The 823-nt window shown below is 58.7% G+C and carries 1 protein-coding gene; it reads right to left on the bottom strand.

Translation table 11 applies throughout. The features are described 5' to 3' along the window. Positions 1-46: 46 nt before the first annotated feature. Positions 47-514, bottom strand: a complete 468-nt coding sequence (locus AACR93_RS16095; protein WP_043849724.1) for a hypothetical protein — start codon at positions 512-514, stop codon at positions 47-49. Between the last annotated feature and the right edge of the window lie 309 nt (positions 515-823).

Below are 823 nucleotides of genomic sequence, written 5' to 3'. Positions count from 1 at the left end.
GGCCAGCGGGGAGAGGGGGGGGGGCCGGTTTCCCGGCCTAAACCCCTCAGGAGGCGCTTTCTGGCGTTTCTGGCGCATCCCCAAAGGGCAACCCCGCCTGACCCGGCATCGGCGCGTCTGCGGCTTTCTGGGGCGCTTTGCGGAGCTTCGGGTAGCCCGCCTTGCGCATGGCCTTGGTCAGCGCCTCGATTGCCGCCCAGGTATCCGCCGCCCATGCCTCGGACGGCTCAAAGTCCCCGGCCTTGATCGTGTCGGCAACCTCAACAATACGACTGGCGGCAGACTTAGCGGAATACACTCGGCTTCTCTTTTCTGCTGCCTGTCGTTCTGTTTCGATGTATGACTGTAGTTCTGTTTTTTCTTCGTCTGTCAGATTCTCAATTAGGCCGCCTGACGGCTCGTAAGAATATACGTCAATAGACCCCATCATCTTGACGATGGCGCGGCGTTTTTCCTTGTCATACCCCCGGTAGGCGAGCACCTGAACCCGGCGACCTTGGCGCTTAAACTGCATGGCGGTTTCTCCGTTTGACTGTGTCATTATATTATAGTTCGACAGTCGCACGCTGTCGAGTATTTATTGTCGGCCTCTTTTTCAATCCGACCGTCGAACTCAAATAGGTTTGCACTGTCGGATTGAGTAACGCTCGACAGTCTGCCGTTCTTGCGATACCATAGTTGCATTGTATCAGTTCGCCCCGGCGCCTTGCCCACCCCCTCTCCCCGCTGGCCCATTACCGCCCTTGGGCGGTCGGGCCGAGAGCGCAGCGAGCGGGCCGGGTGGGTGGCTGTTCGGTGCTTGCATGGAGACTGTCTCTTATAC

The organism is Aeromonas sp. L_1B5_3, assembly GCF_963866575.1.
Taxonomy (GTDB): Bacteria; Pseudomonadota; Gammaproteobacteria; order Enterobacterales; family Aeromonadaceae; genus Aeromonas; species Aeromonas jandaei.
Note: the sequence above shows the minus strand (reverse complement) of the source record. Positions and strands in the feature narration are given on the sequence as shown.

Bases quoted from the DNA above. Each gene is read 5' to 3' on its own strand.
- AACR93_RS16095 (WP_043849724.1), bottom strand. From the start codon at position 514: ATGCAGTTTAAGCGCCAAGGTCGCCGGGTTCAGGTGCTCGCCTACCGG.